Below are 23,913 nucleotides of genomic sequence, written 5' to 3' on the forward strand. Positions count from 1 at the left end.
CTCTATGATAAAGGTACTGATCGTAGATGATGAGGAAGGCCAGAGAAGCGGGCTTATTAGGCATGTCGACTGGAGCGCGTACGAGATGGTCGTCACGGGGGAGGCCGAGAGCGCTCGGCAGGCATTGGAACTCTCCGCGGACAACCTTCCGGATCTGATGATATCGGATATCCGCATGCCTGGTGCGGACGGGCTCGAACTGTGCAGATCCATGCGGGATCTTAACCATGAACTTCGGATCATCATGGTATCGGGCTATGAGGAATTCGAGTACGCCAAGACCGCGATTGATATCGGCATCGATGCCTACCTAGTCAAACCGATTGATTTTTCACAGCTCGCCGAAGTTCTTGACCAAGTTAAACATTCTTATTTCAGTCATTTGCAAAAACAAGAGGAGGATTCGCAGCTACGCGAAAAGTTGAGGGAGTTTCTTCCTTTTGCACGGCAGAATTTTCTGCACGAATTGATCTATGGGCATGCCGGAACCGAAGAGGATTTTCGCAAGCGTTCCCTATACTTGCAAATGTTCGAAATGGCCGTATCCCATGCCGTCCTAATTGTGAACAGGGACTCCGGCGACCGATTGCCAAGCGTCAGCGAAGAGAATAGGGAACTCGAACATTTGAAAATAAGAAAAATAGCCCATCATGCGTTAGGCGACATTCTGGAAGAAGTCCATATTTCCCGCGACGATACAATTCTTATTGTACGATGCCCTGTCCAGTCGAGCCCGAATCGAATTATTGAACAACGGCTAGAGAGATTCCATTCGGAGGTAGAAAGCGAGCTGGGCTGCAAAATCAATATCGGTATCGGTCCTGCTGTCGAGTCGCTGAAAGAGATCGTGGATAGCTTCCGTCTCGCGCAGAGAGCGATACACCAGAGACTGCTGATCGGATCGGGGCAGATCATCTATTGGTATGACATCGGCGAGAAGAAGATATGGCATGGAACCGGCGTCGAGATCGAAAGATCGGTATCGGATATTCTGACAAGCCTCCAGCAAGGAGACAGCGGCAGTATCGACGAAACGTTTCGGTTGATCATACGCAAATTAATCGAATCCGACTCCATCACCGATACGGAGACCGGGTGCATCTGCATGGAGCTTGTCAGTCGCGCGATCCGTATCATCGGTGAGTTGGGCGAATCGCTTCGACAAGATTTCGATTCCGAAAAGGAGCTGTGGAGGCGTCTGCTTAGCTGCAACGGAACCCTTCAGATGCTGCAGGAGACAAAGAAAATTCTCATCCAATTTTGCGATCAGATAGCCGAACGTAAAAATAGCAGGCACAGATCGATTATAAAAATCGCGCTCGAATACATCGGCGAACATTACAGCGAGGATATCTCGCTGCAGGATGCTGCTGAAAAAGTATACCTCAGCCCGAGTTATCTCGGGACCCTCTTTCGAGCCGAATTAAAGCAATCCTTTACGGAGTACCTGACCAGGCTTCGGATCGAAAAGGCGAAGGAGCTGCTGAAAGATCCGCAATTCAAGCTTTACGAAATTTCGGAGCACGTAGGCTATCAGAATCCAGCCTATTTCAGCAATATTTTCAAACGATACACGGGGTTATCTCCCAAAGATTTCCGCAATTCCTAGCCAAGGGCAACGATCGGCTTCTCGGCCATATTGATGAAATCGAGTAATAAATCATGCGGTTCGTATATTGCCCGCGGTGCAATCGGAAAACTATAATTAACCTGAGATCGAAATCAAGCGGCGTTGTAAGCGCTTTTTTTAAAAGCGATATCAGGCTCCGAACACGGGCCGTCGCATGAGCAGGAGGGATTCAGGTGAGCAGAGTCACTGAAACGGTTGGGATTAAAAGCGGTAGAACCTCTATCGTTAGAATGAAAAGCATGATTCCGTTGTATTTGTTTATTTTACCCGGAGTGATCATTGTCGTTCTCTTTAACTACATCCCCATGTTAGGTCTGCAATTGGCGTTCAAAGACTACAATCTGGGTACGAGCATGTGGGCCAGTCCTTGGATTGGACTGGATCATTTTCGGGAATTCATGGCCAGCAGCGATTTCTGGGAGGCAACCGCGAACACCTTTTTGTTGACGATGTTGAGGCTGCTTTTTACCTTTCCCGCTCCGATTATCCTGGCCATTCTGATCAATGAAATTCGCAATGCGGCGTTTAAACGTACGGTACAGTCGATCAGCTACTTGCCTCATTTCATTTCATGGGTGGTCGTGTTCGGTTTTCTGGATGCCTTGCTCTCTATACAGGGCGGAGCAGTGAATTCCGTCATTCAAAGCTTCGGCATAGAGCCGATCCCTTTTATGGGTTCGGAAACCTGGTTCCGGCCTATGTTCTTGACCAGCAGTATCTGGAAAGAAGTGGGATGGGGTTCGATCCTTTATCTGGCGGCCATTTCAGCCATCAATCCCGAATTATATGAGGCTGCGAGTATGGACGGAGCGGGGAGATTCAAGCAGATGAGATATGTAACGCTCCCAGCGTTGGTTCCCATTATATCGATCATGCTGGTGCTTTCCATTCCAGGCCTGCTGAGCATAGGGATCGATCAGATCTACCCGATGATCAACGCTGCGAATATGGGGGTTGCCGAAGTCATCGATACCTATGTGTTGAGGCTCGGCATCGGACAGGCGCAGTATTCAATGACAACCGCCATTGGAATGGTGACCAGCATTCTGGCTACCCTTCTGCTGCTTGTTTGCAACACGGCATCGAAACGATTAGGCGGAGAAGGGATCTGGTAATCCAATGAGGCGAGGAGTCAATATGAGAATCAGGTTAAGCCAAGGATATAAAGTCACCCGATGGATTGAAACCGTCTTCTTCATCCTTTTGTCGTTCTTGTTCATCTATCCGTTCTGGTACATTCTCGTTCTTTCCTTAAACGAAGGAATGGATGCAAGCAAGGGGGGCATCTACTGGTGGCCTCGGGAATTTACGCTCGGCAACTATGTAGTCGTTCTGACGGATCCGGCGATTTATAAGGCCTTTAAGATTTCCGTGCTGCGCACCGTCATTGGAACGGCAGGATCGATGCTGGTTACCGCGATGGTCGCATACGGATTGTCGCGCAAGGAGCTGCTCGGCAGGAAAGCGTTGGTGACGATCTTCTTTATTCCGATGCTTTTCGGGGGCGGACTCATTCCATACTACCTGCAATTAATAAATCTGAAGTTGATAAACAACTTCTGGGTGTATATCATTCCAAGTCTATTTAGTGTCTGGAACATGATCGTGATGAAGACTTCATTTAAAAGCAATCTTTCCGAAAGCATTATCGAATCGGCAAGAATCGATGGCGCCGGATACAGCAGAATTTTCTTCGCGATCGTATTGCCTCTTTCCGTTCCGTTAATGGCATCCTTAAGCCTCTTTACGGCAGTCGGACATTGGAACGACTGGTTTACTGGCGCGTTTTACGTAAACAACCCTGATCTCCAGCCTCTTCAGACTTATCTTCAGAAAATCATGAGCGATATCGATGCCATTAACATGATCAATAGTACTCAGATGGAAACCAAAAATATCGTAGGCTTGTATAACCTAAATGCCATTACGACAAGATCGGTCAAGATGGCCACCATTATGGTCTCTACTTTGCCTATCCTATTTATTTATCCTTTCGTTCAGAAGTTTTTCGTCAAAGGCGTCATGATTGGATCCATTAAGGAATGAAGAGTCAAAAGGTATGATACGGCCGGCTTAATCCTTGGTTCGTTCCCAGCAAGGGCCCTGCAAAGGTTCCAACCGGGATTGTGGCTTATCCGTTAATCATAATGATCAACGAGTAGTAAAACTATTTATAGGGGGACATTCCATGAAGCGAGCATTATCTGTTGTACTCGGGTCTTTGATATCCATTTCTCTCATTCTATCTGCATGTAGCGACAATGGAGGCGACAATACGAACTCCGCCAAAAAAAAGGATGCCCAAAGCTCTCCGGTGACATCATCGGCGGAAACGAAGTCCAAACCCGCGGAAGGCTCCAATCATTTTTCTCTCTATTATCCCGGGATGACTACCCCAATTAATCTGGATGGACCGGGAACCAAGGAGATTATGCAGAAGTCGGGAATCGTCTGGGATACAGTGGAAGCCGGCAATGGCAGCGATGTCGCGCAGCAGGTGAATCTGAAGCTTGCGAGCGGCAGCCTTGCGGATGCGATTACATTAAGCGCCAGCAGCGAAATCTGGGCACGGTTGATCAAAGCGCAAAAGCTGATCCCTTTGGACAAATACTTTGAGGATCCCGTAAATTATCCGAATCTTGCGAAAATAGACAAACGAATTATCGATTTCTGGAGAGCCAGCGATGGACATATTTATTTCGTTCCGACCGGATATGAAGCGATTATGGAAGAACCTTCGGCATGGAACGGCAAAGCGGATGGGCTGTGGATTCGTCAGGATCTTCTTAAAACCGCGGGAATGACAAATGATGAGATCAAAACGCTTGAAGGCCTGGAAACTTTTCTCGGAAAAATCAAAGGAATGACGGACGGTAAAGGCCGTAAAATCATTCCCTTATCCATTGGCGGTCAAAATTTCTCGTATGCAAGTATGATAACGGCCATGTTCGGCACGGCCAAATGGAATGAGCAAGCGGATGGGACATTGCTTCCGGATTATCGGATGCCGGGATTCAAGCAGGCTTGGCAATGGCTCAACAAGATGTACAAAGAAGGCATTTTGGATGCGGAGACCCCCTACCATAAGGACGATCTTTATAATGAAAAACTGAATAGCTTGCGCTACGGGGCCTTATTTACCGGTGGATGGGGTGCTCCGAATCCGTTCGTATTGCAGGAATACAAACTCCCGACGACAACAACGTACGCGGAGTTGGAAAAGAACGGATTCCCGGCAGAATGGTACAGCATGACAGAGCTGCCGCAAGTCCCGGAAATGAAGCCGCTACCGTATCTTTACCTCTCTCCTTTCGGCGGCAACGGAACCGGCGTAACGATCGAATGCGACAATCCCGATCTCTTGCTTAAGGCGTTGGATTGGATGCAGACGGATGAAGCATACCGAATCATGGAATGGGGACCGGAATCCCTTGGTGCTCATAGCGTCAAGGATGGCGCAGCCGTGCAGCACGATGAAGTGTTCATGAGCGATAAGTTCTGGGGTGGAACGAATCCAATGAAAAACGTCACGGAAATCGGCTTCTGGTGGTGGAAAAACATTGCGAGCGTAAGTTCAACCCATATCTTGGTGCTTGAACCGCCATTCCCTGTTCAGAATGCGGAAATGTACAAAGCCGAACAACTCAATTGGGAGCAGGGTTTCATTACGCCGAATCCGGTATGGAACAATTTAATTCCAATCATCAGCGGAAATATTGAAAAGTATTCGCCTATTCAAAACGACATTCGGCTTAAATATTACGCCAAGATGATGATGGCGAAGTCGGACAATGATTTTAATGCGGCTTATGATAATTTCCTAAATGAAATGAAAGTACGGGGTCACGACAACGAGACGATCGAGGAATTTAACAAGCAATATAAGGATTACGCCAATACGCCTGCAGGCAAGATAGAATGGAAGATTAGCAAAACGATTCCTCGCAATGTATACGGCAATGAACCGGTAGTCGTGGGTAAGTAAACGTCAAGAGTGAGATTTAACGACAAAGGAGAATGAAAGATGACTGCAGCGATTCAATCAGGAACCGGCGCCGGCCTGGCCATTCGGCTTGACGGCCGCGAGGAAGGACTTGCCTTCGGCGGGATCGGCGCCGTAAGCGCCGGTGGATCTTCCCGATTGCTAATTGATTATCCGGAGCCCTGTCGCACCGAGATATTGGATTATTTGTTCAAACCGGGATTCGGAGCGGCATTCGCTTATTTAAAGACGGAGATCGGCGGGGACGGCAACACGACTTGCGGATCTGAGCCGAGCTTCGCCAGAACGAGAGACGAGATGTCCTATCCCAATTATAATCGTGGCTACGAGTATTGGCTGATGAGCGAAGCCAGAAGAAGAAACCCCGCCATCGAATTGGATGCTCTGGAATGGTGCATGCCGGGCTGGTTCGCCGACAACAAGCCGTGGACGCAGGATAATGCGGATTACATCGTCGCGTTCATCAAAGGCGCGCAAAGCTGGGGCCTCGAGATGAACTATATCGGCGGTTGCTGGAACGAGAGAAACTTCGACAGGGACTGGGTCGTCAACAACTTGAGACCGACTCTCGACCGGAATGGACTATCGCATATCCGCATCGTTGCCCTCGAGGGAGGGCACCCGGGCTGGGCGTTCTGCGACGAGTTGATCGACGATCTTGAATTCCGCAATACGCTATCCGCCGTGAGCGTGCACTATGCGGACAGCTATATGCGAAGCCCCAAGGACGATTCGGACCTGGCAGGACCGAATGCCAGGAATTGCGGCGTTCCCTTATGGTCGGGAGAAGACTTCTCGTTAAGCGGCAAGCCGTGGAGCAATGCGTTGTACATGGCCAAGAGCGTATTGCGCTGCTATATCCGGCAACGGATCGTGAAGGTCAACATGTGGTGCCCGATCGCCTCGATGCCGGACAATGCGTGTTTCTGCAACGTCGGTCTGATGAAAGCGACCGAGCCCTGGTCGGGTTATTATGAAGTATGGCCGGCCATATGGGCGGCGGCGCATTTCAATCAATTCGTTCAACCCGGATGGAAGTATCTGGACGGCGGCTGCGGATTGCTGCCGGGCGACGGCGCCTATTGCACTTATAAGAAGCCGGACGACAGCGGACATTATAGTATCGTAATCGTGAACGGGGATGTGGCGCAGAGCATTACGTTCCACTTATCCCATCTAAGCGCGGGTACGCTGCATGTATGGAAATCGGACGGAACGGACCAAATGGCGAAGCGGTACGAGGTGACGCCCATCGACGGGACTTTTACGTTGGAGTTGGATGCGGACAGCATCTATTCGCTGACAACGACAACCGGCCAGATGAAGGGCTCGTATGAGGTGCCCGTCCGCACTCCATTTCCGGCGGTGTACACCGACGATTTCGAGAGCTACAGCCTGAACCAGGCGCCTCTGTCGCCGAAATACTTCTATGATAATTCCGGAGCGTTCGAGATTTGCGAATCGCCGGGCGAAGGGAAAGTCGTCCGGCAAATGCTGAACAACGACATCATTCATTGGATTCCGGACGCGTGCGCGTTCACCTTCGTCGCTCAAGGCACGGAATGGGAAGACGGGGAGATCGCATCCAACGTATTCGTCGAGGAACAGGCGTTCAACGGGATTGGTTATGCGGGTATTATTGCAAGAGGATCTTACGAAAAAAAAGCGCAAGCGGACATCCCGATCGGATACAGATTGAATATTTACAAAGACGGTACGTGGAAGTTGCTTACCAAAACGAAAGAGCTTGCTTGCGGGCCGATCGATGCCGATCGGTGGCATCATCTCAGGCTGGCGTGCGATCGGAACAGAATCCTCGCTTATATCGATGGCAGTTTGGTTGCCGACATTGTCGATTCGACCTATGTGCTAGGCGCCGTGGGTTATAACTCGGGCTGGAACAAAGCCAAATTCGATCAGCTGAACATCCAATACCGTCCTGTCGAAGCTCTGTTGGTTTCGGAGTGGAAAGCCTCGGTTGCGTCAAGCGAGGCGGCCGGTAAGGAAGCCTTCAACGCGTTCGACGGAAATACGCTCTCGAAGTGGAGCGCGAATGGAGCCGAGTTGCCTCAATGGTTGGGGGTCGATTTGGGAAGGCCATATCTGGTCAAGCGATGCGAGACGTTCATGGGGCTTGCGGGCCAACTGTATTCCTATCTCATCGAGCACTCCGTAGACCAAAGGCATTGGAAGGTGTTCGCGGACAGAAGCAGCAGCGGCCAGGTTATCACAAGTCCTTGTTATGTCGACGTAAACGAGGCAACGGCGAGATACTTGCGGATTACGATACTTGGGACGCCCGAAGGCGAAGAAGCTAGCGTGTACGCGTTCAAAGTGTATGCCGCGATCGAAGGGGAACGATAGTAAGGGTAGGCAGAAATGCGCGCATCACCTGGCATTGCCCCCATTTTTTCCGGGGGCATGTTTTTTAGGATGGAGGCGACCTGTCGCGATTGCCACCTACCATTGAAGGTAAATTCAAAACTTACTGGACCATATTACCTGGATGAAGCGGCTGGCTACTATGTTCGAATGCAGGGTCGTAACAGGCAAACTGTTTGTTTCGACGCTGCGGCTGATGGACGAGGCAAGGCCGGACAGTGAATTCCCTGTCCGGCTTCTTTTTGTTGGTGAAACTGTCTGGTGAAAATGAATGTCGGACGACAACAACATCTATACAACGGAAGTCGCATAAACTGCGGCTTTTTTATTTTTTGTATAGAAGTTCTTGTCTTTTGCTCAAGACAAGAACTTCTATACAAAGTCAAATCAGGACAGGAACTTCAAGCTATTCCAGCTAATAGCTTGTCAATATTTAATTATTAATGGCCGATTCCAGGAGTGGTATACTTAAAAATAATATGACAAATAACCGTCCCCTTCGGCACAGGAATATATTTTATCTTTTTTTATTTCATGCTGCTCATTCTAGCCGAAATGCTTCTTTTGAAGTCAAGATGGCAAAAATCCAGTGGATGAGTTTGTTTACACAAGCAATTACCGCTACTTTGAACAGCTTTCCTTCCGCGCGCTTTTTATCGTAGTAAGCTCTTAATTTCTTGTTTCTATTACTACGAATACCACATCGCACAGCTTGAAACAGGGCTGTACGAAGCCTTCTGGAGCCATGTTTCGTGATTCTACTATGGGTAGCCACAAACTTACCTGAAGCAGTAGCTAATGACTGAATACTGACCACTCTACCATTCATAGCATCTTCGTAACCGGTCCTTGAATGTATAGATTATATAAGACAGAGAACATACCGCCTCCGATCTGAAATAACACATTTGCAAGAAAAAACAACTTTATATTTAGGGATAAGTCATTCCATCCCGTGTTTACTTGCTGTATATAGCGCATGATGTTTCCGTATCCTCCTCATGTTTACTGACCATCGTAACTATTCTAGCAGTTTTTGTAAAGACAAGGGAGTGACATTTGTAAATCGAGCAAATTTATTGTGGAACCCTATCCTAAGGAGGTCAATTCGTCATTGTAGTGGTCATTCTGTAGACTATTTTTTAATGAGAATTGGGGCTGAGGTCAGTCATTGTTGATAATGACGACATCGAGGTTGCTTAGAGATTTGTAAAGAAAATCCTCCCACTCGGATGTGGTTCATATAAAAAAACCACAAAAGTAGGAGGGGAAGTACAAAGCGATTATGGACTTTCATCAAAATTATTTTTCTAGTAATCTCAAGACGGTACGGGCCCGGTTGAGGACCGAACCAGTAGATTTGTAGGCAGAAGGAGCTCTGTGAACGGATGTTCCGGATCTTCCGGATGTTCCATCCGCCAGAATAATTGCTCGACGGCTTTGCGGCCATAGAGCCTCAAATTCACATCCATCGTGGTGATTTGAGGCGTAGAAACCTGGGACAGATATCCGTTATCGAAGCTAGTAACAGATACATCTTCCGGTACCCGGTATCCGAGTTTTTGAAGCGTCGAATTCAGCAGGAATCCGAACCCATCATTGACACAAAACCATGCAGTAGGCATGTGGTGCTCCAGCGACTTGATGTTGTACAAAATAGAGTCGGCATCTTCAACCGCATCCTTGAAGACCCATGGTTCGTGGATCTCCAATCCGAAGTCGCTCATAGCAAGCACATAACCCTCCCACCGTTCGTAGTAGCTCGGTGAAAAGGAGGAGTTAGCCATGAATCCGATTCTCCGGTGTCCCAATTCTGTCAAGTGACGGACTGCCTCATAAGCGCTGAATCGGTTATTTGTTAAAATACAGTCTGCCTTGATGGATGGATGGTGATGATCAATCAGCACCGTCGGCTTGCCGGTATTTGTAATGGTATTAATGAAATCCGTAGTAATGTGAGACAACACGAGTACACCATCCACAGATTGATTCTGAAGGAAATTGGGCAGAATCAGCTGTTCTGCTGCCTTCTTACTAATGGAATGAATTAGCAGATTTCTGCCTCGCTTCACAGTCTCGTGTTCAATACTTAAATAAATCTCTCCGAAAAAGCTTTTCATTGAAAACGCAAAATCCGAAGCGATCAGCGCAATGTTACCGGACTGCCCGGATTCGGGTAGTCGTCGTTTACGACTTTGGGAATACATGTAACCCATTTGTTCAGCTGTCTCCAGAATAAGCTTCCGAGTTTCCTTACTTACTCCGTCTTTTCCTGATAATGCCTGCGATACAGAATTTTTGGAAATACTTAAACGTTCCGCAATATCCTGCATTGTTACTTTTTCTTTCATATGTAACACCCTCTATTGTCATTTTCCTTTATTACACGATCATTGATATTGCAAAAATAGAACAGATCAGTAGACACGTATAAGAATCATGTTGCTCGATCATACTACCTTAGAACTGTATCCGATTTGCTAGATAACATATAAATTGTAACGTTACAAGAAACACAAGTAAAGGGTCTTTATTTAAAAACAATATTGTCCAATGAATAGACACTTGACTTTGAATTTGTAATGTTTAATAATAAAGTTACACAAGCGCTTACAAATGTTAAGTAATTTAATTGTAACGTTACATTTTAAATGATATTATTTGAGGAGGTTTATATTCATGAAAAGAAAAATTAGCGGGCTTCTTGCCCTCGTTATGGTTTTCACCATACTTACGGCTTGCGGCTCTAAAGAGGGAAAAGCTACTACCACAGCAGACGGAGTGACGACTATCGAGTTCTGGGCTGCAAATAATCCGACACAACAAGCGTATTGGGAGAAAATGGCTAAAGCCTATGAACAGACTAATTCCAAAGTTAAAATTAATGTCAGTGTCATTAAAGAATCCCCAACTTCCGAGGCCAACATTCAATCTGCTATTGCAGGCGGAAGCGCACCAACGATTTCCGAAAATATCAACCGCGGTTTTGCAGCGCAGTTAGCAAACAGCAAAGCGCTTGTTCCATTGGATACGTTGACCGGGTTTAGTGATATCATTACCACACGGAATATGGAAAATACTATTGAACCATGGAAATTTGCCGACGGTCATCAATATGTACTACCGATCTACTCCAATGCGATGTTGTTCGGGTGGCGTCTCGACCTTCTTAAAGAGCTTGGATACAATGAACCACCGAAGACATATAGTGAAGCTCTGGAAGTTAACAAAAAGCTGAAGGCTAAATACCCGGACAAATATTTTTGGGCCAAAGCCGCCTTGGCAGACCCTACTGCCTATCAAAGATGGTTCGATTTCTTCATGCTTTACAATGCTGCTTCGGGTGGCAACAAATTTATTGAAGGTGACAAGTTTGTCGGTGATGATGCGGCCGGTATCAAAACACTTCAATTTATCGATGACTTACGTAAAGATAAGGGCATTCTTGCCCAAACCGTATCCGATCCTTTCGAAACGGGAACTAGCTTGTTTCTTGATCTAGGACCTTGGACATTTACGAACTGGGCAGAGAGATTTCCGGAATTGAAATATAACGAAAACTATACTCTTTCGATGCCTCCCGTGCCGGATGGAATGGATATAAAAGATTCCAAAACATTTGCCGATACGAAAGGCTTAGTTATTTACGCTTCTGCTACGAAGGAACAACAACAGGCCGCGATTGATTTTATCAAATGGGTATATTCCGATCCTAAACATGATGCGCAGTGGTTCGACGAAACGAAGCTGCCACCAGCTCGCGATGACTTGACTACTAACGAGTCCTTTAAAGTGATTTTGGATAAAAATCCGGAATTGAAGCCATATGCGGAGAATGTTCCGAATGCGATACCTCTAATGGATAATCCAAAATATAACGAGTTGCAAACATTTATCGGAACAGAAGCGTGGAACAAAGTAGTCCGAGGTGAAATTGATCCTGCTACAGGATGGGCTAACATGAAGAAAGCGATTGAAGGGGAACTTCAATAGAAGGGGGTCTTCTAATGAAAGAAAACAATAACCGGTTGGGTTGGCTTTTTGCCAGCCCCTACCTTATCTATTCCGCAGTATTTTTTCTTATCCCGTTAATTTGGTCTTTTTATTTATCTTTTACAAACTGGGATCTCATCGCCCCTACGTATGATTATGTTGGTTTTGACAATTTCATCAAAGCGATTAAATCTCTGGGTGTTCACGCTGCATTTTGGAATTCGTATAAGTTTATGATAATCTTCATCCCGCTGGTAGTCGTGATGTCACTGGTGGTTGCTTTACTTGTGCACAGTCTGCCGCGGTTCAAAAGCTTATTTCTTGTAGGCTTTTTTCTGCCGTATGTATCATCGGGTGTCGTTACTTCCTTGATTGTTCAAGGTCTTCTGTCATTCAACAGCCCGCTGAATACGGGGTTGCGAAAGATTGGAATTAATATCGACTGGCTCGGAACATCATGGTCGGCTCTTCTCATTGTTGGCTTAATTATGGCTTGGAAATTTACTGGGTATTACGCCTTAATCTTGACGTCAGGCCTGGAAAATATTGAGCAAGAAGTGTATGAAGCAGCAGCGATCGATGGGGTTACAGGAAAGCAGCGTTTCTGGAAAATTACGCTTCCACTTCTTTATCCCTCCCTGTATACGACGCTAATCTTGGCCTTTGGGGTTACATTCGGTATTTTCACCGAGGTATATCAATTGACTGGCGGAGGACCGAATTACGCGACAAACACGTGGCAAATGGAAATCTACAGCCAGGCGTTTAAAAACCTTCAGGCAGGCTATGCGTCTGCTGTCGCTTTGATCGCTGCTTTAGCCACCTTTATTTCAATCTATATCATTAGAAAACTGCTTGAAAAGTGGGGTGCTCGAAATGGTTGGTCTTAAACAAAAAAGCAATTCCAAACTGATTCTGCGCTACATCATAGCAGGAGTTCTTCTATTGATCATGGTGTACCCTTATTTGTACATGGTACTCAATTCCTTTGCAGATTGGAGTCAGGTGAATCGTACATTGATTCCTAGTTCGTATTCACTAAAATCCTACACCTGGTTGTTTTCCGGCGGTGAAACCGGGGTGACACGGCCGTGGATTGGGGCATTTACCAACAGCATTATTGTTTCACTAGCATCCACTGCCCTTATGATGTTGTTTGGACTTATGGTCGCTTATTCCCTTTCAAAGCTTAAATGGCGCGGCCGGGATATGGTCAATAACTTTATTCTGTTCCATATGTTTTTTCCGGCGATCATTTTGCTTGTTCCGAGCTTTCTGATTATCCAGAAGATTGGATGGTATGACACGTATTGGGCGCTGATTATACCAAAGGGTGTCAGCTTGTGGGCGATCTTTATGTACACCAACTTCTTTAAAGCAGTACCGGACACATTTATTGAGGCAGCGAAGTTGGATGGGGCCAGCGATTTTAAAATTCTGTACAAAATTATGATGCCGATGTCCAAATCTATTACCACCATAGTTTTCTTGTTTCTGTTGATGGAACGTTGGACGGAGTTACTGTGGGATATGATTATGGTACGGAGCGACAGCATGCTGACGCTAAACGTACTCCTCTCGCAGATGTTTGGTCCTTACGCCACTTATCCGGGGCCGCTGTATGCTGGATCTGTACTGTTGTCGCTTCCGATTATTATTGTCTTTATTATTTTCGGGAAAAACCTCCAAAAAGGTATGCAGGTCAGCTTGAAGTAGGCTGCATGAAATAAGAAGAGTCGATTTATTCATCCTTATGAGGTAGTCATTTGGATTAGCGAATAGCGGTCCGTTATGTAAAACCGCACAATTGTTATAAAGGAGAAATGAGTTTTGAAACTGAATAAAACGCAAGTGAAGACGTGTGAAGTGCTACTACAGGAATTTTTGGCGAAGGATGCACCTATGGCTGATGCTATTAAGTTGGTGTTTACGGGGGTAGGCGACAAGGACGTATATAACATTACTTCCCCTTTTGAAGATGGAGGCGAGCAACTGATTGCTGGCAGGGTGGAATCCCGTGACAGCGAGCATTCTGAAGTTGTCTTTTTCGTGGAAAAAGACGGAAAATGGATTCCCCGTGATGGAGCTCCGGTTCTGCAGCTTCAGGATCCGTTCCATACAGTTATCGGCGGCGAGCACGTCATCGGCGGAGTATACATTTTCCCTCATCCTGAGCAAGAACATGCACTTATGTGGAGAACAGTCTTCTATAAAGGGGATAGCATTGCCAATCTGAAGCCTTTCTTCACGGGCCCGGACGGTATGAAGGATCTTCGGTTGACTGAATTGTCGGATGGACGTATCGGTGTATTAACACGCCCGCAGGGAGATAAGGGAGGACGCGGCAAGATCGGATTTTTCCAGGTAACGTCGCTGGGAGAACTTACCGTAGAGAGCATTGAGAATGCTCCGCTGCTTGAGAACCAGTTTACTGACGATGAATGGGGAGGGGCTAATGAAGCCCATATTCTGAAGAACGGTCTCATCGGAGTACTAGGCCATATCGCGTGCTTCGACAAGAGCGATGACCGACATTACTATCCGATGGCTTTTGCATTGAATCCCCAGACTGGTGATTTTTCGGACATTGAGCTGATCGCGGTTCGCGCCAATTTCATGCCTGGTCCAGCTAAACGAAGCGATCTGCAGGATGTTGTATTTAGTGGTGGCCTGATCCGGCAGACAGATGGTACAGCTATCCTTTATGCAGGAATAGCCGATGCAGAAGCGCATCGTATTACGATTCAAGACCCTTTTATCCAATTTGAAAAATAGTCAATACAATTAAGGAGTTTACTCGAATGAATATACTACGATATGCAGAAAATCCGTTGGTTACGCCGAAAGACGTTAAGCCTCACCGGGAAGATTTTGAAGTCATCGGTGCGTTTAATGCAGGAATTGCACAGTACAAAGGCGAGACGCTAATGCTTCTCCGAGTGGCGGAGAGACCGATCAGTAGTGATCCCAACGTCGTAAAAGCGCCCGTCTACAATGCAAAGTCTGGTGAGCTTGAACTGATCGAATTTCGCACAGATGATGACCGCTATGATTTTTCTGATCCGCGTGTCATTCGCAATAAAGCGAAGAACGGAACATTTGAATACCTTACATCTCTTTCTTATATCCGGATTGCGAGAAGTAAGGACGGACATCATTTTACCATTGATGAGAAACCGTTCATTTACCCGTCCAACGAGCAGGAGACCTTCGGCATTGAAGATCCGCGTGTCACCCAAATTGGTGACACCTACTATATTTATTTCTCAGTTGTTTCTCCAGTAGGAATTGGTGAATCGATGGTATCGACGACTGACTTTGTGAATACGAAGCATCACGGTATGATCTTTGGACCTGACAATAAGGATGTGCTTATTTTCCCTGAGAAAGTGAACGGTAAGTACTACGCGTTACACCGTCCTACGATGAAAAGCATTGGTAATCCGGAGATTTGGATCGCTGAATCCGACAATTTGCTATATTGGGGAAACCACAAGCATCTTCTCGGTCTTCGCGAAGGCATGTGGGACAGCGGTCGTATGGGCGGCGGAGCCGTACCATTCCGTACAGATAAAGGTTGGTTGGAGTTGTATCATGGGGCAACTGTGGATCACCGGTACTGCATGGGTGCCGTGTTACTCGATTTGAACGATCCGACCAAGGTGATTGCACGTTCTGACAGACCGGTCATGGAACCTGAAGCCGAATACGAAAAGCATGGTTTTTTCGGAGACGTCGTATTCTCCTGCGGTGCGATCGTGGAAGGTGACACAGTGAAGATGTTCTACGGTGTAGCGGATACTTCGATGGCATGTGCGGAGCTAAGCGTACAGGAAATACTGGACAGCCTCAAATATATTGAAACCGAAGCATAATAATTTATACGAGGAACGCCAAAATGATACCTTCGTTTTGGCGTTTTGTTTTATTCATCATGACTACAACGGCGGAGTATTTGCCTCTGTCGGAGAATAGAAATCGAAGTGAAACTTTCGAATAGAGGTCACCAAACACGCCATGGTATTCAGGAAAAACCTGATCTAGAATAGCCTGGAACTGCAGCTTCGCTTGAACATACATACTCGTTAAAGATTCATGCTGACGAGTGAGATAGCGTAAATTCATGAGATGCTGACCCCGTTTTTTGATGGGCTCAAACTCTTCTTTATAGAACAGCGCTCCAAGTTGATAGGCATCAGCAGCATCCGTCTTGACCCGTCTCAAATTAGTTTTTTTGGCTTCATATGAGATTAACGGATTAATGACGATTGATAATCCCTCTAGATCATGATTAAATCTAAAGATCTTCCCATGAGGTACCCCACGGTCTAAAAAAGCTTGTGCATGGCTCTCTCCCTTGGACACATCCAAACCAATAACTGGATTCATGAAATCATTCCTGTAGTATTTTCACCGGCAACCCCTAACCTTCTTGTCTTCCATACTATCGCATGTGATACGGGATCAATGTCTGGGCCAGCCTAACCATGGTTGAACAAGTAGGGGGGATGAACAGAATAGCTCTCGGGATCCAAGTCCCACGGGCAGGTACGTTCTATCCCCGGCTACCTCTATCTTACGACCACACAAAAATGAGGTCCACCAGAAAGATCTGGTGACCTCATAATACGAACGGGCAGGTTAGTTTTATATCGAAAATCCCAAATTTCGTGTAAAATTATTCGATAAAATAAATTGTTTATGAGGTGGGGGGAATTATGAAGATATTTCAAGCTACAATTGAAGATTTAGAAGGAGTGTCAAATTTATTTAATTCGTATCGTATGTTTTATCAACAAGAATCCGATTTAGAAAATGCTAAAACTTACATAAAAGAACGTATAGAAAGCAAGGAATCCGTTATATTTGTTGTTAAAGACAAACAAAACTATGTAGGCTTCACTCAACTTTATCCTACATTTTCATCTATATCTATGAAAAGAGCTTGGATATTGAATGACTTATATGTTGATACAAAAGAAAGAAAACAAGGAGTAGGAGAATTGCTCTTACATAAAGCAAAAGAATACGCAATTGAAACAGGTGCTAAAAGTCTTAGTCTCAGTACAGCACCAGATAATTATTCTGCTCAAAGATTATATGAAAAAAAAGGATACAAAAGGGATTCTCAATTTTATCATTATGAATTAGATTTAACCGAATAGCCATTAAATGCTTATTCAACTATCGGGGAACGTAAGTTGAACAAATAGGGAGCAGTATGCTGCGGCAGCTGCTCCCTTTCCTTGTTAAGCTAACGGGCAGGATACTACCAATATATGTATAATTAATATTGGAAATTAGAAGGGATTTTTTTGGGGGGATTGGTTAGTGAAATTTAGAGAAATAACGTGGGACAACTTTATTGAATGTATTGAGCTGCAAGTTACAGAGGAACAGATACGCTTTATTTCCTCCAATCAACATGCACTCGCAGAAGCTTATATTGCCTCAAAAGAGGGTCAGGTCATTATTACATATGCGATTTATAAAAACGAGAAGATGGTCGGCTTTATAATGATGTATTATGACGATGGAAATGGCAATTTCGATTACAGCAGTTATGGAGTTTTTAAAATCATGATTGATGGGCGATATCAGGGCAAAGGGTATGGCAAAGAAGCCATGATAAAAGCTATAGAATTTTCTAGGGCATCTCCTCATGGAGAAGCGAGGGTCGTTGAACTTACATATAAACCAGAAAACCTAGTTGCGAAAAATCTATATTCATCACTAGGTTTTGTAGAAACAGGGAATACCCACCCTTCTGGTGAAGTATACGTTGAGTTTGTCCTATAGCCTAGCCTTTTGAGCTAACGGGGAACGTTAGTTGAACAAATAAGGGGTAGTTTGCTGCTGTTCAGTGAAAATAAAGTATTAGACTCTCACCGACGGCGCTGAAATAACGGGCAGATTTGCGCAACATTGTTGTCTTCGAAGAAAATTCAGATTTCCACTTGACCCTTACGTAACGTAATGATTTATAGTGAACGTAAGAGCAGGACGAAACACGGGCCTACTGCCAAAAAATCGAACAACTAAATTCGAAGTCAGAGGAGAAGCAAACATGAGAAAACTCGTATTGTTCATGCATGTGTCGCTGGACGGGTATGCGTCGGATTCGAACGGAGGACTAGATTGGATTCCGTACAACGAGGAATTAGAGAAATACGCCGAGGAGGTCGTAGCCGAAGTCGGCTCTCCCGTATACGGACGCACGACGTATCGGATGATGGAGAGCTACTGGCCCACGGTGCTGGACAATCCGAATGCGTCGAGGCACGGTATGGAGCATGCCAAATGGCTGCAGGATGTTAAGAAGATCGTCATTTCCGGCTCGATGGACATTGTGGAATGGAACAATACGATGCTGATCAAGGACAATATCGCAGAGGAAATCAAGGCGCTCAAGGAGCAGCCTGGCAAAAATCTCGTTATCTTCGGCAGTCCGGGGGCGGCGAAGACGTTGCTTGAGCTTGGCCTGATCGACGAATTCCTGCTGACGATTTGTCCGGTCATCTTGGGCGGCGGAAAATCGGCATTCCACTGCGACGGTGAGAAAATCAGGCTCAAGCTGCTGTCCAGCCGAACGCTCAAGTCGGGCATTATCGCGGCCCGCTATGAGTTGGAGAAATAGCCGTGCCGTACAAGGTGTTCCACTAACGGATACGATAGCTCAATAACAAGAGGCAGTCTAAGACTTTATTTTTCCAAGTCTTCAGACTGCCTTTCGTTATTGTGAAGTGTAGTCTAAAACTTATATCTTGAATGCTGCCGATCCTCTAACCCAAAATACCGCGTTAAATCAACGATTCCAGTCTAAGACTTAATGTTCATCGGACAGCTGCGGCAGCTACTCCCTTTCTTTGTTAAGCTAACGCGGGCAGTATTACTCAATGGCATGTGTTATATAGAGATAATATCTTTCTGTAAATTAATCACCAGCGGTGTTAAACTTATCTTATTGATACTTATACTAAAAATAGTAATGGTAGGTAAATTATGTTGAGTGTGCAGTAAAGAAAATTAGCGATTGAAGAGTGTGTACTAATAAATGACATGAATCCATCACAATACATAAATAATGCATGGAGAGAAGTGGATGGAAAACGCCATTTAGTCAAAATTAATTATCAAGATTCTGATTGGGCTAATGGTTACGAACACCATTTCAATAGTTTAAAAGCAACTATTTTAAGTAACGGTGAAGCGGTAGGTGCTTTTGATGAAAATAACAAATTAATAGGGTTCGCAACATTAAATCGTGAGTTCTTTGGTGAAAATTATAAATACGTTTTATTAGACCAATTATTTATTTCATTAGAGCATAGAAATAAAGGAATTGGCAAAAAGCTATTCTTAATAATCGCAGAAAGAGCTAAAGAGTGGCAAGCAGATAAAATATATATTTGTGCTGGTTCTGCCGAGGAGACAGTTGCATTTTATTTTGCAATTGGCTGTAAAAAGACGGTAGAAATAAATAAGAAACTATACGAAAACGATCCAAGAGATTTTCAATTAGAGTTTCTGCTTTAGTAGGGTAGTCAATTCAACTAACGGAAAACGATAGTTCAATATCGAAAAGGGCTGCCGCGTGGCAGTCCTTCGTTGCGCTAACGGGCAGATTAGTATATTGGTGAGGGGGCAATCGTATGTACGAAAGATTACTTTTAGCAAGTGGAATGCCGCTTTTAATTATTTTTGGTTATCCTGCTCTTATGAAGACTGATAGTCCTGAATATTACAGGTACGTCAGTTTTATGGGGCTCACTCTAATTTGTATATATTATTTTTTTAGATATAGACGTAATAAAAGAAAAGATTAAGCTAACGGGGAACTATAGTTGAACAAACAACTGCGGCAGTTGATCCTTTCTTTATTGAACTAACGGGCAGTTTAGTTCCAATATGTGTTAAATTGAGTGGGACTAAAATTTGGAGTTGAAGTAATGACAATTAGCAAAAAAGGGTCAAGAAAGATTATTGTCGGGCAAGAGCCATTCAGATGGGTAATCACTCCATCAGCAAGAGGTATTATTACGTTAACCGTTCAGCATGATGAAGTGAAAGGGCAATTGCTCCGAGTTGATATAGAGTCAGACATCAACGGATTCTGGGTGGAGTTTCCGAATGTTGAATCACTCAATAATAAAATCGTGATGCCTGCTGAAATAGCTTTAATTATTTCGGAGGCAATCATACAAGGTTGGAAACCTAGGGAGAAAGGTGCGTTATTAAGTTTCAAACATTCAGAAAACAAGCTGTTATCGTTGAAATAATGGGAGAGGATAGTTCCAAAACGAGATAACGGCAGCAGGCCAGTCAGCTTAGTCCAACTGAATTGGATATGTAACTTTTAATGAGGAGAATTAATACTATTGAAGCTTTTTACAAAGGAATTCAAGAAAATTGTAGTCGATGATTATCCATTTCTTTGTGTAATCGACCAAAGGTCTGAAAACGAGCAAATTAGTTTTAAGATTTATCCATCCAATACGAAAACATCATATTTCTTGATTTTCTTCTCTTGGAAAATCAATTGGGCAACGAATCTTTGCCAACCAATGGTTTGTGCTAAGTTAATTCATTACGCCATTAGCAGTGGCTGGGACTATAAATCTGAACGCGCTGTGCTCAAACTCCAAGATGGAGACATTCTGGTAGATCGGCTCGGTTTGGATGAATTAATTCGGTAATGGTACGCGTTTTGGCTATCGGCTAAACTAACGGGTAACGATAGCGGAGGAGCTTCTTATGTGGTAGCTCCTCTTTTCTATTGAACTAACGGGCAGGATAGTGAAAGAAGGATATGTCATTTTTCTAAGCGGAGTTGACTATAAATCTGAAAATAAGGGGTACTACAAATGTTCTATGTAAATGTAGAAGGAGCTGTTTTTCAAGAGGATAAGTGGCTAATAATTGGACGCAGTATGAAAGAGGAACACGCTGGGGGACTTCTTTCGCTTGTTGGAGGTACAGTTGAAAATGAGGGTAACACCAATGATATATTAGAAAGAACTATTAAAAGAGAACTCTTTGAAGAGGTGGGAGTAAAGGTAAAAGATAAGATTAAATTTGTAAGAAACGCCTCTTTTATATTAGACAATGGTAGTGAAGTTATTGATATTGTTTTCCTTTGCGAGTTCGATAAGGGTGAACCTTATGTTAAGAGTTCAGATGAGGTTGATGCCGTGTATTGGATGACAACTGATGAAATACTGAGTAATCCAATGGCTCCTATCTGGCTAAAAGAAAGTATACAAGAGGCAGAGTCTCTACGTAAAAAAGAAACTTCATATTAGCTAACGTGGAACTATAGTTTAACACCAAAAGGGCTGTCACATGGCAGACCTTCGTTACGTTAAGGCGGAAACATTTCTTTGATATGAGGAATGCTTTTTTTATTTAAAATGATATATCCACATATCAATAACAATATGTTTTATATCAGTGTTTTTTTATTGCAAAACGATAAATTTTGTGTTAAAGTCAAATTAAATTTAACAATAAGTGAGGGCTTTTTATGAAACGAGGAACAACATTCTTTTTAAAGGCAGCTGTTATTCTTATTGGAATCCCAGTTCTTGCTTTGTGCGTATTTTTGGTACCTGAGATAGCGAATTATGCTGTTGAGTTGAATCCAGATCTTCCTTATTTGAAATATCTCGTTTTTATTGATTTGTATGCAGCGGCGATACCTTTTTACTTTGCTCTGTATCAAGCTTTTAAACTTTTAAGCTATATCGATAAGAACAAAGCGTTCTCGGAATTATCTGTAGGGGCTTTAAAGAATATAAAATACTCTGCAATCATAATCAGCAGCTTGTACGTGCTGGGCCTGCCACTCTTATATCTCATAGCTGAGAAAGACGATGCTCCAGGGATCATAGTCATCGGATTGGTTATAATTTTTGCTTCCTTGGTGATTGCCGTTTTTGCTGCAGTTCTCCAAATGCTTCTAAAAGAGGCTATTGCTATAAAATCTGAAAATGATTTGACGGTCTGAGGTGAAAAACATGGCGATAATAATCAATATTGATGTGATGTTGGCTAAAAGAAAAATGAGCGTAACTGAACTTTCAGAGAGGGTCGGAATAACAATGGCTAATCTTTCTATACTGAAAAATGGAAAGGCGAAAGCAATTAGGCTTTCAACTTTAGAGGCAATTTGCAAAGCATTAGAATGCCAACCTGGAGACATTTTAGAATATAAAAGTGAAGAAGACAGTCGAGAATAATAAACTTTGTAGAGGAAAGTAGGACTTAATATGACTTTCTTTGAGGGAGGTATAACATGGACATTAACAATCTGATTATTGAAAATATGGCTAACCCCCATGAACTGGAGAGAATATATAGAAAAGAACCCGAAGCGTTTAAAAAGTCATTCTCATATGTCTGGGAACATAACCCTGATTCGAAGGTTCTTGCCGTTTGGTATGAAAGATTGCATTTCAAGGAGGCGGCAAATACAGAAAAAGCTTCCTTGCTTCAAAAGAATTTCTTATTCATGGGCATTTTAGCAATACTTGCAGGGATAAGCACTAGAATAATTTTTCATTTTACCGAACAGCAAGCAATAGCTCCTATTAACCTTGTTTTTGGTGTACTTCCTTTTATTGCAGCTTATTTTGTATATAATAGTACCCCCAAAAAAAATGTTCTTTACATCGTTGCATCGTTATTCCTAATCTCCGTATTATATCTTAATATGCTGCCACTAGAGCCTAAAGACAGTATTATCCTGGCTTATCTTCACCTTCCCATTTTCTTATGGGTATTATTAGGGCTTGCATTTACAGGAAATGAATATGGAGTAGGCAGCACAAGATTAGCCTATCTTAAATTTAATGGGGAATTTTGCATACTCTACGCCACCATGGCAATCAGCGGAATGCTGCTAACAGCATTAACCATGCAGTTATTTAGATTTGTCGGCATGGATATATCTCAATTTTATTTTAAAAATGTCGTTTTATTTGGTGCTGCCGCTCTCGCTATTGTGGCTACATACCTAGTATCAAGGAACCTTAAACTTTCTAAAAATATTGCACCGTATATAGCCAGAATTTTTAGTCCTCTTGTACTAGTCACATTAGTAGTCTATCTTATAACGGTAATTTGGGTCGGGAAAAATCCATTCTTGGACCGCAATTTCCTTATATCCTTCAACGGAATACTCCTTAGTGTATTGGCCGTCACCATATTTTCTATTACCGAAAGCGGCAAAGACGAGAAAAAGAACATTTCTGATTATATAAATTTTGCCCTAATTGTTCTTGCTCTTATTATTGACAGTGTGGCTTTATCAGCCATAGTGTTCAGGCTTTCTTCTTATGGGATTACGCCCAACAGACTCGCTGTTTTAGGAGTAAACATACTTATCTGGGCCAATCTAATTTGGATTATGCTATCCTATATGCATTTTCTACGAAACAAAACCGGACCTTCAGCTATCCAAGATGCTGTTACGAAGTATTTTCCGGTTTATGGACTTTGGGCAGCTTTCGTTACATTTACTTTTCCTTTATTTTTTTATTAGAAAGGTCTGTTAATGTAATATCAAATCTACGGAGTCGATAGTTCAATAAACACAAGTAAACGGCAGCCGATATAACAGGCTGCCGTTTTTTTCAAACTGGCAGGTGATTGCGGAGATTGTGGTTATAAGTTCTCCCATGCTCCATCCCGAGGAATCCTGCCTAGTCTTTGCCTTAGTTGGAATAGTTAATCCTTAATCCATGGCCCTGAACTAACGGGACACGATAGTTGAACAATCAAGGAGTAGTTTGCTTGAACTGTAACCCGAAAGATAGACACTTTAGAAAAAGTGCCCATCTTTCGGGTTTTTGTGTTTTAATAAAAAATACTACAATGAATGAGGTAAACCTACACCATGTCCAAA

Annotated in this window: 21 protein-coding genes and 3 pseudogenes; 20 read left to right on the top strand and 4 right to left on the bottom strand. The window is 43.9% G+C overall.

All coding sequences use genetic code 11. From position 1 onward, the window contains the following. Window positions 1-4: 4 nt before the first annotated feature. The 5 genes from AC0YN7_RS28565 (at window position 5) to AC0YN7_RS28585 (ending at window position 7,997) form a co-directional block, all read left to right on the top strand. Window positions 5-1,609, top strand: a complete 1,605-nt coding sequence (locus AC0YN7_RS28565; RefSeq protein ID WP_475813402.1) for a response regulator — start codon at window positions 5-7, stop codon at window positions 1,607-1,609. Between the two features lie 194 nt (window positions 1,610-1,803). Continuing rightward, window positions 1,804-2,745: an ABC transporter permease gene (locus AC0YN7_RS28570; RefSeq protein ID WP_475813403.1), complete on the top strand. Its 942-nt coding sequence runs from the start codon at window positions 1,804-1,806 to the stop codon at window positions 2,743-2,745. 22 nt (window positions 2,746-2,767) lie between these two features. Then, complete coding sequence (locus tag AC0YN7_RS28575; RefSeq protein WP_475813404.1) at window positions 2,768-3,676, top strand: carbohydrate ABC transporter permease; 909 nt, start codon at window positions 2,768-2,770, stop codon at window positions 3,674-3,676. A 142-nt stretch (window positions 3,677-3,818) separates the two neighbouring features. Next, a complete protein-coding gene (locus AC0YN7_RS28580; protein ID WP_475813405.1) occupies window positions 3,819-5,615 on the top strand; it encodes an extracellular solute-binding protein in 1,797 nt (598 codons plus the stop codon). A 39-nt stretch (window positions 5,616-5,654) separates the two neighbouring features. Beyond that, a complete protein-coding gene (locus tag AC0YN7_RS28585; RefSeq protein WP_475813406.1) occupies window positions 5,655-7,997 on the top strand; it encodes a discoidin domain-containing protein in 2,343 nt (780 codons plus the stop codon). Between the two features lie 559 nt (window positions 7,998-8,556). Here the strand turns inward: AC0YN7_RS28585 and AC0YN7_RS28590 are convergent. The 3 genes and pseudogenes from AC0YN7_RS28590 to AC0YN7_RS28600 all read right to left on the bottom strand — a co-directional run. Further along, a pseudogene (locus AC0YN7_RS28590) lies at window positions 8,557-8,802 on the bottom strand (transposase); the annotation flags it as partial. Continuing rightward, window positions 8,803-8,996, bottom strand: a pseudogene (locus AC0YN7_RS28595) (MFS transporter); the annotation flags it as partial. Window positions 8,997-9,334: 338 nt separating this feature from the next. Next, the gene (locus tag AC0YN7_RS28600; RefSeq protein WP_475813407.1) at window positions 9,335-10,366 is read right to left on the bottom strand and encodes a LacI family DNA-binding transcriptional regulator; all 1,032 of its coding nucleotides are present in this window, start codon (window positions 10,364-10,366) and stop codon (window positions 9,335-9,337) included. A 328-nt stretch (window positions 10,367-10,694) separates the two neighbouring features. Between AC0YN7_RS28600 and AC0YN7_RS28605 the strand changes: the two genes are divergently transcribed. The 5 genes from AC0YN7_RS28605 to AC0YN7_RS28625 all read left to right on the top strand — a co-directional run bounded on the left by AC0YN7_RS28605 (window position 10,695) and on the right by AC0YN7_RS28625 (window position 15,883). Next, complete coding sequence (locus tag AC0YN7_RS28605; RefSeq protein WP_475813408.1) at window positions 10,695-12,008, top strand: ABC transporter substrate-binding protein; 1,314 nt, start codon at window positions 10,695-10,697, stop codon at window positions 12,006-12,008. A 14-nt stretch (window positions 12,009-12,022) separates the two neighbouring features. Further along, window positions 12,023-12,898, top strand: coding sequence for a carbohydrate ABC transporter permease (locus AC0YN7_RS28610; RefSeq protein ID WP_475813409.1), 876 nt, complete (start codon window positions 12,023-12,025; stop codon window positions 12,896-12,898). Continuing rightward, window positions 12,885-13,724 (top strand): carbohydrate ABC transporter permease, encoded by an 840-nt coding sequence (locus AC0YN7_RS28615; protein ID WP_475813410.1) that lies wholly within the window; start codon window positions 12,885-12,887, stop codon window positions 13,722-13,724. The genes AC0YN7_RS28610 and AC0YN7_RS28615 overlap by 14 nt, the downstream gene beginning before the upstream one ends. Window positions 13,725-13,838: 114 nt before the next feature. Next, a complete protein-coding gene (locus AC0YN7_RS28620; RefSeq protein ID WP_475813411.1) occupies window positions 13,839-14,783 on the top strand; it encodes an MTP-1 family protein in 945 nt (314 codons plus the stop codon). A gap of 26 nt (window positions 14,784-14,809) precedes the next feature. Beyond that, window positions 14,810-15,883, top strand: coding sequence for a BtaManbiosPhlase (locus AC0YN7_RS28625; protein WP_475813412.1), 1,074 nt, complete (start codon window positions 14,810-14,812; stop codon window positions 15,881-15,883). A 97-nt stretch (window positions 15,884-15,980) separates the two neighbouring features. On the opposite strand, the pseudogene AC0YN7_RS28630 reads toward AC0YN7_RS28625, so the two are convergent. Beyond that, a pseudogene (locus AC0YN7_RS28630) lies at window positions 15,981-16,397 on the bottom strand (IS110 family transposase); the annotation flags it as partial. Window positions 16,398-16,726: 329 nt separating this feature from the next. Between AC0YN7_RS28630 and AC0YN7_RS28635 the strand changes: the two are divergent. The 10 genes from AC0YN7_RS28635 (at window position 16,727) to AC0YN7_RS28680 (ending at window position 23,550) form a co-directional block, all read left to right on the top strand. Continuing rightward, window positions 16,727-17,173, top strand: coding sequence for a GNAT family N-acetyltransferase (locus AC0YN7_RS28635; RefSeq protein WP_475813413.1), 447 nt, complete (start codon window positions 16,727-16,729; stop codon window positions 17,171-17,173). Between the two features lie 166 nt (window positions 17,174-17,339). Beyond that, window positions 17,340-17,807 (top strand): GNAT family N-acetyltransferase, encoded by a 468-nt coding sequence (locus tag AC0YN7_RS28640; RefSeq protein ID WP_475813414.1) that lies wholly within the window; start codon window positions 17,340-17,342, stop codon window positions 17,805-17,807. A 187-nt stretch (window positions 17,808-17,994) separates the two neighbouring features. After that, on the top strand, window positions 17,995-18,645 hold the full coding sequence (locus AC0YN7_RS28645; protein WP_475813415.1) for a dihydrofolate reductase family protein: 651 nt from the start codon (window positions 17,995-17,997) through the stop codon (window positions 18,643-18,645). 461 nt (window positions 18,646-19,106) lie between these two features. Next, window positions 19,107-19,544 carry a GNAT family N-acetyltransferase gene (locus tag AC0YN7_RS28650; protein WP_475813416.1) on the top strand — a complete coding sequence of 146 codons (438 nt, stop codon included), beginning with the start codon at window positions 19,107-19,109 and terminating at the stop codon, window positions 19,542-19,544. 413 nt (window positions 19,545-19,957) lie between these two features. Beyond that, window positions 19,958-20,287 carry a hypothetical protein gene (locus AC0YN7_RS28655; RefSeq protein WP_475813417.1) on the top strand — a complete coding sequence of 110 codons (330 nt, stop codon included), beginning with the start codon at window positions 19,958-19,960 and terminating at the stop codon, window positions 20,285-20,287. A 99-nt stretch (window positions 20,288-20,386) separates the two neighbouring features. Beyond that, window positions 20,387-20,704 carry a hypothetical protein gene (locus AC0YN7_RS28660; protein WP_475813418.1) on the top strand — a complete coding sequence of 106 codons (318 nt, stop codon included), beginning with the start codon at window positions 20,387-20,389 and terminating at the stop codon, window positions 20,702-20,704. 168 nt (window positions 20,705-20,872) lie between these two features. Then, window positions 20,873-21,310, top strand: coding sequence for an NUDIX hydrolase (locus AC0YN7_RS28665; protein ID WP_475813419.1), 438 nt, complete (start codon window positions 20,873-20,875; stop codon window positions 21,308-21,310). 221 nt (window positions 21,311-21,531) lie between these two features. Next, window positions 21,532-22,014, top strand: a complete 483-nt coding sequence (locus AC0YN7_RS28670; protein WP_475813420.1) for a DUF2975 domain-containing protein — start codon at window positions 21,532-21,534, stop codon at window positions 22,012-22,014. A gap of 10 nt (window positions 22,015-22,024) precedes the next feature. Further along, entirely contained in the window at window positions 22,025-22,246 is a 222-nt protein-coding gene (locus AC0YN7_RS28675; RefSeq protein ID WP_475813421.1) for a helix-turn-helix domain-containing protein, read from the top strand. Window positions 22,247-22,302: 56 nt separating this feature from the next. Further along, the gene (locus tag AC0YN7_RS28680) at window positions 22,303-23,550 is read left to right on the top strand and encodes a DUF4153 domain-containing protein (protein WP_475813422.1); all 1,248 of its coding nucleotides are present in this window, start codon (window positions 22,303-22,305) and stop codon (window positions 23,548-23,550) included. Window positions 23,551-23,913: the final 363 nt, after the last annotated feature.

The sequence above is a fragment of the Paenibacillus sp. J31R122 genome (genome assembly GCF_056269185.1).

Bases quoted from the DNA above. Each gene is read 5' to 3' on its own strand.
- AC0YN7_RS28565 (WP_475813402.1), top strand. From the start codon at position 5: ATGATAAAGGTACTGATCGTAGATGATGAGGAAGGCCAGAGAAGCGGG.
- AC0YN7_RS28575 (WP_475813404.1), top strand. From the start codon at position 2,768: ATGAGAATCAGGTTAAGCCAAGGATATAAAGTCACCCGATGGATTGAA.
- AC0YN7_RS28580 (WP_475813405.1), top strand. From the start codon at position 3,819: ATGAAGCGAGCATTATCTGTTGTACTCGGGTCTTTGATATCCATTTCT.
- AC0YN7_RS28585 (WP_475813406.1), top strand. From the start codon at position 5,655: ATGACTGCAGCGATTCAATCAGGAACCGGCGCCGGCCTGGCCATTCGG.
- AC0YN7_RS28600 (WP_475813407.1), bottom strand. From the start codon at position 10,366: ATGAAAGAAAAAGTAACAATGCAGGATATTGCGGAACGTTTAAGTATT.
- AC0YN7_RS28605 (WP_475813408.1), top strand. From the start codon at position 10,695: ATGAAAAGAAAAATTAGCGGGCTTCTTGCCCTCGTTATGGTTTTCACC.
- AC0YN7_RS28610 (WP_475813409.1), top strand. From the start codon at position 12,023: ATGAAAGAAAACAATAACCGGTTGGGTTGGCTTTTTGCCAGCCCCTAC.
- AC0YN7_RS28615 (WP_475813410.1), top strand. From the start codon at position 12,885: ATGGTTGGTCTTAAACAAAAAAGCAATTCCAAACTGATTCTGCGCTAC.
- AC0YN7_RS28625 (WP_475813412.1), top strand. From the start codon at position 14,810: ATGAATATACTACGATATGCAGAAAATCCGTTGGTTACGCCGAAAGAC.
- AC0YN7_RS28635 (WP_475813413.1), top strand. From the start codon at position 16,727: ATGAAGATATTTCAAGCTACAATTGAAGATTTAGAAGGAGTGTCAAAT.
- AC0YN7_RS28655 (WP_475813417.1), top strand. From the start codon at position 19,958: ATGACAATTAGCAAAAAAGGGTCAAGAAAGATTATTGTCGGGCAAGAG.
- AC0YN7_RS28665 (WP_475813419.1), top strand. From the start codon at position 20,873: ATGTTCTATGTAAATGTAGAAGGAGCTGTTTTTCAAGAGGATAAGTGG.
- AC0YN7_RS28670 (WP_475813420.1), top strand. From the start codon at position 21,532: ATGAAACGAGGAACAACATTCTTTTTAAAGGCAGCTGTTATTCTTATT.
- AC0YN7_RS28675 (WP_475813421.1), top strand. From the start codon at position 22,025: ATGGCGATAATAATCAATATTGATGTGATGTTGGCTAAAAGAAAAATG.
- AC0YN7_RS28680 (WP_475813422.1), top strand. From the start codon at position 22,303: ATGGACATTAACAATCTGATTATTGAAAATATGGCTAACCCCCATGAA.